Source organism: Brucella oryzae, from assembly GCF_041929965.1.
Lineage (GTDB): Bacteria > Pseudomonadota > Alphaproteobacteria > Rhizobiales > Rhizobiaceae > Brucella > Brucella oryzae.
The window spans coordinates 1-1090 of sequence record NZ_JBHEEO010000065.1 but is presented as its reverse complement, the minus strand read 5'-3'; the positions used below and the strand labels follow the sequence as shown (position 1 = coordinate 1090).

The following is a 1090-nucleotide window of genomic DNA, read 5'->3' as shown; positions in this document are numbered from 1 at the left end:
TATCCGATTCATCGATAAACGACGTTTGAGAGTCGGGAACCGATCCAGGACGGTCCCACCGTGTTCGAGGGAGCGTCAGGGGGCGTAGAGCAAAAGAATCTGGTAGACAGGCGTTTTCCCAGGTAGGTCCTCCAGATTCAAACGCCGTTTGACGCCATATTCATTCCCGTAAGGGTAAATGGATTTTATAGAATTGATTTACGTCTTGGGCATGTCGTCATGAGTTGCCCGCAACGTACCACAACGTGTCTACACGTCATTCCAATTTGCCCGCAACGCATTTCAAATCGAGACAATTTGCATTAATCCGATTCAAAACCTCAGAAAAGCGTTGCGCGTTTCCGCACAAACGTTGCCAGATTCGAGATTTCCGTTTCAGCTACAAACGGCGTTTGCCAGCTATGCCAAGCGCGGAGACAAGCGTTTTGTGCCAATTGGTTTGCGGCACACCATGGCTGTCAACAGAGCTGATAAACTGGAACATCCGTGACGACAGACCGGTAGAAGACGGAATGGTTGCGTAAAATAATGGGAGTGATAGGGGATGTCGACGTGCTTGAAGACAGCCCCTACTAGTTCGGTGGGATGATATGTCCCCATACGAGCAGGATTAAGGTGCAAGCCAAAGCTGGGCGCAATGAACAGATCACCCGGCGCGAGGCGCTGGAGCTATCGACTGACCGCTTGCAGTCTAAATATACAGGCTGAATGAGAAGCTGTGGAAGAGAGCTATACCAAGGTTCGGCATTGCTATTCTCTCGCAGCTCACCATAGGTCGATAACGTAGGCGTTCTGCTTTTTTCATTTGGCGAGATTAAATGCGTTCAGCCCATTTTTTGAATCAATTGACGCCGGGCGATACCGCCGTCTGAGCGGTGTTTGAACGTGGCATCATGGCCGAATCCAGTACCTGCTGGCAAAATTCGTCGTCGCGCAGGATAGCATGGCGATTCAGAGCATCCAGAAGCAAGGAATCGAATTGGTCACCACGAGCGCTGAACCGCTCCTGCACATAAGAGGTCTTAAACTTCATTCCAAAATAGACGCATTGCTCCGCGTCCGACCAGGTTGGATCGAAAACCTCACCTTC

1 protein-coding gene is annotated in these 1090 nt (G+C 50.4%); it reads right to left on the bottom strand.

The features are described from left to right. Window positions 1-841: 841 nt before the first annotated feature. Window positions 842-1090: hypothetical protein (locus tag JNC70_RS22740; RefSeq protein ID WP_374789053.1), on the bottom strand; the 249-nt coding region annotated here is incomplete at its 5' end.